Origin of the sequence: Candidatus Magnetominusculus xianensis (assembly GCA_001541255.1) — a bacterium.
Taxonomy (GTDB): domain Bacteria; phylum Nitrospirota; class Thermodesulfovibrionia; order Thermodesulfovibrionales; family Magnetobacteriaceae; genus Magnetominusculus; species Magnetominusculus xianensis.
Genome location: LNQR01000108.1, coordinates 1 through 6,189, shown reverse-complemented (window position 1 = coordinate 6,189; position 6,189 = coordinate 1). Strand labels below are relative to the sequence as shown.

At 40.0% G+C, this 6,189-nt stretch carries 7 protein-coding genes; 5 read left to right on the top strand and 2 right to left on the bottom strand.

The genetic code is table 11. From position 1 onward, the window contains the following. Positions 1-106: 106 nt before the first annotated feature. Positions 107-295 (bottom strand): helix-turn-helix domain-containing protein, encoded by a 189-nt coding sequence (locus ASN18_RS13905; protein WP_085053388.1) that lies wholly within the window; start codon positions 293-295, stop codon positions 107-109. 335 nt (positions 296-630) lie between these two features. Here ASN18_RS13905 and ASN18_RS13900 point away from each other — a divergent pair, with 335 nt between their 5' ends. The 5 genes from ASN18_RS13900 to ASN18_RS13880 are packed head-to-tail and all read left to right on the top strand — an operon-like array spanning position 631 to position 4,252. Further along, positions 631-855, top strand: coding sequence for a hypothetical protein (locus ASN18_RS13900; RefSeq protein WP_085053387.1), 225 nt, complete (start codon positions 631-633; stop codon positions 853-855). 10 nt (positions 856-865) lie between these two features. After that, on the top strand, positions 866-1,441 hold the full coding sequence (dcd, locus tag ASN18_RS13895; protein WP_085053386.1) for a dCTP deaminase: 576 nt from the start codon (positions 866-868) through the stop codon (positions 1,439-1,441). A 48-nt stretch (positions 1,442-1,489) separates the two neighbouring features. After that, positions 1,490-2,176 (top strand): HAD family hydrolase, encoded by a 687-nt coding sequence (locus ASN18_RS13890; protein WP_085053385.1) that lies wholly within the window; start codon positions 1,490-1,492, stop codon positions 2,174-2,176. A gap of 4 nt (positions 2,177-2,180) precedes the next feature. Beyond that, positions 2,181-2,792 (top strand): hypothetical protein, encoded by a 612-nt coding sequence (locus ASN18_RS13885; protein WP_085053384.1) that lies wholly within the window; start codon positions 2,181-2,183, stop codon positions 2,790-2,792. 5 nt (positions 2,793-2,797) lie between these two features. Continuing rightward, a complete protein-coding gene (locus ASN18_RS13880) occupies positions 2,798-4,252 on the top strand; it encodes a thymidylate synthase (RefSeq protein WP_085053383.1) in 1,455 nt (484 codons plus the stop codon). 47 nt (positions 4,253-4,299) lie between these two features. Here ASN18_RS13880 and ASN18_RS13875 read toward each other — a convergent pair. Beyond that, on the bottom strand, positions 4,300-6,189 hold a 1,890-nt coding region (locus ASN18_RS13875), incomplete at its 5' end, for a metallophosphoesterase (RefSeq protein ID WP_236861768.1).

Below are 6,189 nucleotides of genomic sequence, written 5' to 3'. Positions count from 1 at the left end.
GTCTCTAAAAGTCCCACACCTTTTTTAATGACCGCAGACCACTTTCTCCAAGGGTGGTCATGCGCTGGTGTATGTATCATTTTCACCCTCTCTGATCCCAGCCCTCTCAGTTTATGCGGAATCCCCGCTGCCCCTCTTCCTTAAACCTCTTTGATATCCTCCTTACCTGCCTCCCGCTTATCCCTAAAAACTCCGCCGCCTCCCTTTGTTTCAGAATCCCCTCTTCAACCTTTTCTATCACATGCAACTTCTTTAAATCCCTCTTGCTTTCTATCACAATGTCCTCTTTCGCCATTTGTACCCTCTTTCCTTCTATAGTATAAATTGCCTCTCTTTTTAGGACATTTCTACTTTGCTACAATAAAGCGACGCGTGGGATTTGACAAATCTACAACATTTCTATTAATATAGATAGTGGCTGCTTGGTTGCCTAATGTTATGTGTCGTAGATTATGACATCAGGTATTGGTGCTTTTAACTGAAAAGAGCTGATTATAAAGAAGGAGTTGCAACCATGCTAAAAGTCAAAAGTAATGCAGAAGATTTGAGCAACATGGAAAAATTTGAAGATGGCAGAGCTATGAGTGTTCTTTTTATACGAGAGCATAAGTCGCCTGATATGGCCCTGATATGGCAGTGACAACTGCTTTTAGAATATATGATGAGAATGAGTACCAGGGATTTGAGGGAACTGTCCCAGATGGTGGTGTTATCAAAGTCATAAAATCGATTAGGAATAATGGAGTTTCACCTGAGAAAGTGTTTATGGACTTGTGGTCAAAACATACAGATACCATATGGCCTGAGGCTGAGGTTTTAATTTACTATGACAGATTAGACGAGTCTCTGTTATAGTACAAGGACTATGGTTCTATCAGACAGGGATATAAGGTTGTATTTGAAGAGTGGGGCAATAAAGGTTGTGCCTCCACCTGACCTTGACAAGCAACTCGGTGCATGTACACTCGACATGCGACTTGGAAATGTGTTTAAGCTTTTTGAGCATAGCAAGTATCCAATATTAGATTTGAAATCTGAGGTTAGTATTGATGACATTATGAAATCGATTGAGGTCACTGATAATGAATGCTTTATTCTCCAGCCTGGAGAGTTTGCACTAGCAATGACGAAGGAGAGCCTTGAACTGCCAGATAACCTCGTTGGTCGCATAGATGGGCGTAGCAGTTTAGGTAGATTAGGGCTTATCATACATGGAACTGCTTCAACTTTCGAGCCGGGCTGGAGTGGAAACCCAACATTGGAACTTAGTAATATTGGGAGAATGCCTATAGCGTTGTATCCTGGTATGCGCATATGTTCTTTCACATTCGAGATGCTATCGTCAACTGCCGAAGTCCCTTATCGAATAAAAGTAAGGGCTAAATATATGAATCAGGCAGAACCGCTCCCAAGTAAAATAACCGACGATGATCTGATATAGTCGTATCATGTGTGGATTCAGTCTATGCATAATTGTTAAACAGGAATAATGATGACGAAATTAAAAGGGGTTTTTTTTGATATAGGCTCCACACTGGTGATGGGGCCGAATCTCTCACCAAACAAGGAAATCGCCTTGATGATTAATAGGCCGGAGGTGGACGCTGATGCTATTGGCAAGGTAATAATGGTCAAGGAGTTTAGAGGTCCATCTGATGTGATCAAACATATCACTAGTCTGGATATCGATGATCCCAGAGCTGTAGAGAGTGGAATAGCAAAACTCTGGGACAGGCAGGAAAAAGACGCCATCGAGATAAGTGGCGCTACTCAGTCGGTAGTGTCGTTGAAACAAATGGGTTTGAGATTGGGACTCATTTCAGATATATGGGTACCATACTATGAGTCAGTAAAGAGGGCTTGTCCAGCAATCATAGAAGCAGTAGACAGTGCAACTCTGAGTTTCAAGGAGGGGTTGAAAAAACCCGACACTTTACTTTTTAAAAGGGCATTATTGTCACTTGACTTAGCGCCTGATGAGGCGGTGATGGTTGGCGACTCATATAGCAGCGATATTGAACCAGCAATGAAGATAGGGATGACCACAATATGGGTTTTATCACGTCCAGAAAGGGAGATTGATTCAATTATCAATGTGATTTATGGCAAGTCACAAAAGCCGGACTATATTGTGGGAAATATTTCTAATCTACTTCAACTGAACATATGGAGATGAGGCTATGAAGATTACAAGGGTTGAGCAATTTCCTGCCGTGGAATTGATTGAGAAACTCAAGGGGTTAAGGATGCTTTATGCCCCAGAGATACGTCCATATACGGATGTATTTATCTCTTTGGAGCATATTTCTACTGATATTCTGCACCCGGCTCAGTACTATATTCTACAGAGTGAATTAGAGAAAGTCAGGAACCTACGCTGGGCGCTAAGTGCACGCAACATAGATATTTTCAATCTGAATGGTTATGTGAAGATATGGCTTGAGGGTATTGATGAGCCTATAGACCTGCTCCCTCCTGTTGTGGAAGAGTCTATTGAGAAGAATGGAAAGGTTGTATGTTTGATAAATGATGGGATGCATAGGGTATTTCTGTCTCGTCTGGAGTGGGTTATCCCACAGGTAGTCTATATTCGGGGGATTCCCAAAAATCTGCCTTATTACGCATACCCGATTCCTGAAGGGTGGGACAAGGTGGATATTGTTGAGAATCTACCAGAGGGTACTCTTAAAAAATGGCATAGAATAAAAGACTATAAGACGCTATACAGAAACTTTAATTCAGTGTTTGAAAATGTTGGAGGCCCGCGCGGCAATTTTAGCAAAGGGGGATAGAACCGGTGGAATTCATTCCTATTTATTATAAAGATTCACTTACCATTATCAATGAAAACGCTCATATCGGTGTTGTAACGCTATGGTCTCATAAACAGGCAGTAATAGATAAATTCAAAGAGTCTGGCGTTGATTTATCAAAGACAAACTCCCCGATAGCCGTATTTGGCACGTTGTACGGTAATGGACTTAAGCACCTGCTTGCCAATCTGTTATACAACCCTCAGATAACACATGTTCTAATCTGCGGAAGAAATACAGGAGAGTCACTTCAACTGCTGTTAAACTTCTTCGGCAAGGGTGTGGAAAAAGTAGTTAACATTGGCGTTTCGTGTAACAGGATTATTGGTACTTCCAAAGACCTGCCAGAAGTTTTATACCCCGAACTATTTCGCAATCCTCCTGACGTAACTTACATAGGGCAGGAAACCGACCCGGACTTTGAAACACAACTACAATCTTATTTAAAAAATCTGCCGAATAGCTTCAACAAACCGGATGCTGTTGAACCTGAAAGGGTAAAGATTGACTTGCCTGAGATTGCGCCATCATACTTTCCTAGTAATCCACGCAGCCATACTATCATAAAGGGTACACCACTGGAGGCATGGAAGGAACTGATTTTCTGTCTTGACCGTTTCGGACATATGGTCGAACTGGAACCAGACAAACGACGAAAAGAACTACAAAACGTTAAAGTAATCGTGGAAGACCCCATTGAGGAGGATGATGTATCTCTAAAACCTTTTGGTTTTTCAATAGCTGAACTAAAGGAATACCAATGCAAGGTCAAGCATAACATTGTTGAAGGCGACTATACTTATGGTAATCGGATAAGGGCTTACTTTAATGTAGACGCTTTGACGGTATGTGTAGGGAAGCTGAAGAAAAACCCTCAGGACAGACGTTCTTACATAGTTTTATGGGATCCCAGAACCGACCTTACTGAGACTACCCGGTCATCTCCCTGTTTAGCAACTATTTTCCTCAGGGTATATGATGGAAACCTCACGCTTTCCGCGACATTCAGAGTACATAATGCCTTCGATGCCTGGTTAAAAAATCTCTATGCCCTAATGGCTATCCAGAGACATGTTACAGAACACACATGCATACCAACTGGGCCAATCACCGTAATAAGCCACTCCATAAGCCTCAACCCTGACGAAGGTTATGAAAAACTCCAAATGGTAATCAACCAGCACGGTAATTTTAAGTTTGAGGCTGACCCCAATGGTCAGTTTAGATTTAGACTTGAGAATGGACAGATTGTGGCAGAGCATATATACAACGGTGAGACGCTTAAGGTATACAGGAGTAAAAAGGCTGAAAGGATACAGTATGAGCTTAAGCGTGATAGGGCTATATCAGAAATAGGCCACGCTATTTTTATAGGCAGACAGCTTGAGAAGGCTCAACGATGTTTGTTGACTGGGGAGGCATTTAAAGAAGACCCGTGACGTATTGCCCTGTGTTGGCGTTTCCAAATCTGGAACACTAACCACCATTATCTTTTTTTGGATATTTTTCTGGTGGAATAACTTGGAATAATAAGATGGCGGTTCCGTTCCAACTCCTCAGCCTTCTTAAAAGCAAACTCTATAAGGTCGATATTATTTTCAAATATCCCATCCTTTCCATATTGGTACGATTTTTCTGGTTCTTTAAGTTTAACATGTTTGTACTTCTTACAGTCGTCCAAAGTAAACCATTTACATATAGTCACATCCTCTGTTGCCTCTATACATTTGGGCGTTAGAGAATAAAAATTCATATCATACTGATGCACTGTTAGTTCCCCTCTCGAAGGAGATGGCTTTGGCGTCCTATTAAGAGATTCATGTATGTTAGATATTTTACAATCATCGTTTAACTTGAAAACATATCCTTCCCTAATAGGACATTTCACCGGTTTCACTTTGAAACATTGCCTTACCTTGAAATGCTGATACACATCAGGGTCATCCGTTTCTTTATATGTTGGTATCAAGTAAACACACCATGAAGCATGATAACGTAACAATACACTAAGTTTATCATTTAGGCGAGCAAACATCGCACATAAAGTATACTTATTAAGCCGAATATTTCCAATGGGATGACCAGACAAGTAACTATTCCTTTCAAAATTTGATAACATCATAAGAGGTGAATAAAGGTCCTCATGCTGCTTCCCCGAATATTCCCAATTACTGAACATAGTAAAACCGTTGTCACCCCTGGCACGGAGGAAATGAGCAATTGATTTTATGAACGAAATGGGGATTTCATCATTTCGATTATATGTTATACTATATTTACTATCAATATTCTTTACAACACCAAAGGCGATCAACATCTCTCTTAAAGCAATGGTTAAGCTGTTCTTGTTAAAATAACCTGTTACATCTATTATTTTTGTTTCTCCCCCTGTTGGGTTTAATTTATTACTCTTAAAATCAGAGACTATCCCATCCAAGATATTAGCCATGTTGTAACTAACGCTTGCCCCATGATTATACAAGGGAAAAGACCTACTGTCAGTGCCCGTCGTTCCGAAACCAAAAAAGTCGACACCGTTTACCTTGAATGTCTTGATCTCAATACCTTTTTCAAGAGATAACCTGATATAATTAAAACAGTTATCGGAACGTTTCGTCTTATCTTTATTGTCCTTAATTTTACTGACAGAACCAACACCGGCTATAACGATGTCTCTCTGGTGGGATGAATAGGTAAAGTCACTTTCCATTGATATGAAAGATTCGTGTTGATGACCGTGAATAAGCATCGAAAAATTATTCTTCGAAAGCCATCTTAAAAAAACACGCGCATCAGATGTAAGGCTTATCACTAATCTATTGTCTTCTATGCTGCTTTTAGAGGGATCGACACCATTGGAAATCGGGACAACATGATGGTGTACGACGGCTACTTTGATACAATTCTCATCACTAACATATGATTTTATCGCTTTTTCAACTAAAGTCATCTGATCATTTGTAATATAACCAATACCATTTATCGATTTTGTTTCTAAATATGTAGACTCAAGACCACATATAAGTACTGAGAAATTCTTGCATTTGAATAGTTTTATGTCAAAAAAGAAGCCTTCATTAGTCCAGATACTTAATTTCGCATTATCAAATGATGACATAGCTAACTTGTATGCACCTGCCGTTCTTCTTCTTTGAGGAATATCATCCTGATGATGCATATCGTGGTTTCCAGGAATAATAACAAAACGGTTATTTTCGTCAGCAAACCATTTACTTTTTAGATTACTGAGATCTTCTATCACGCTTGTAAAGGCATCTTCAATAGTACTATAATGGACCCCAAAAACTGGACAACATGTTAAGTTACAGTAAGAGCAGAAAGATGGAGGTCCAAGGATACGATGAAAACGAAATAT

What these genes read in the sequence shown, in the direction of transcription:
- ASN18_RS13905 (WP_085053388.1), bottom strand. Translation starts at nt 295, where the DNA reads ATGGCGAAAGAGGACATTGTGATAGAAAGCAAGAGGGATTTAAAGAAG.
- ASN18_RS13900 (WP_085053387.1), top strand. Translation starts at nt 631, where the DNA reads ATGGCAGTGACAACTGCTTTTAGAATATATGATGAGAATGAGTACCAG.
- dcd (WP_085053386.1), top strand. Translation starts at nt 866, where the DNA reads ATGGTTCTATCAGACAGGGATATAAGGTTGTATTTGAAGAGTGGGGCA.
- ASN18_RS13890 (WP_085053385.1), top strand. Translation starts at nt 1,490, where the DNA reads ATGATGACGAAATTAAAAGGGGTTTTTTTTGATATAGGCTCCACACTG.
- ASN18_RS13885 (WP_085053384.1), top strand. Translation starts at nt 2,181, where the DNA reads ATGAAGATTACAAGGGTTGAGCAATTTCCTGCCGTGGAATTGATTGAG.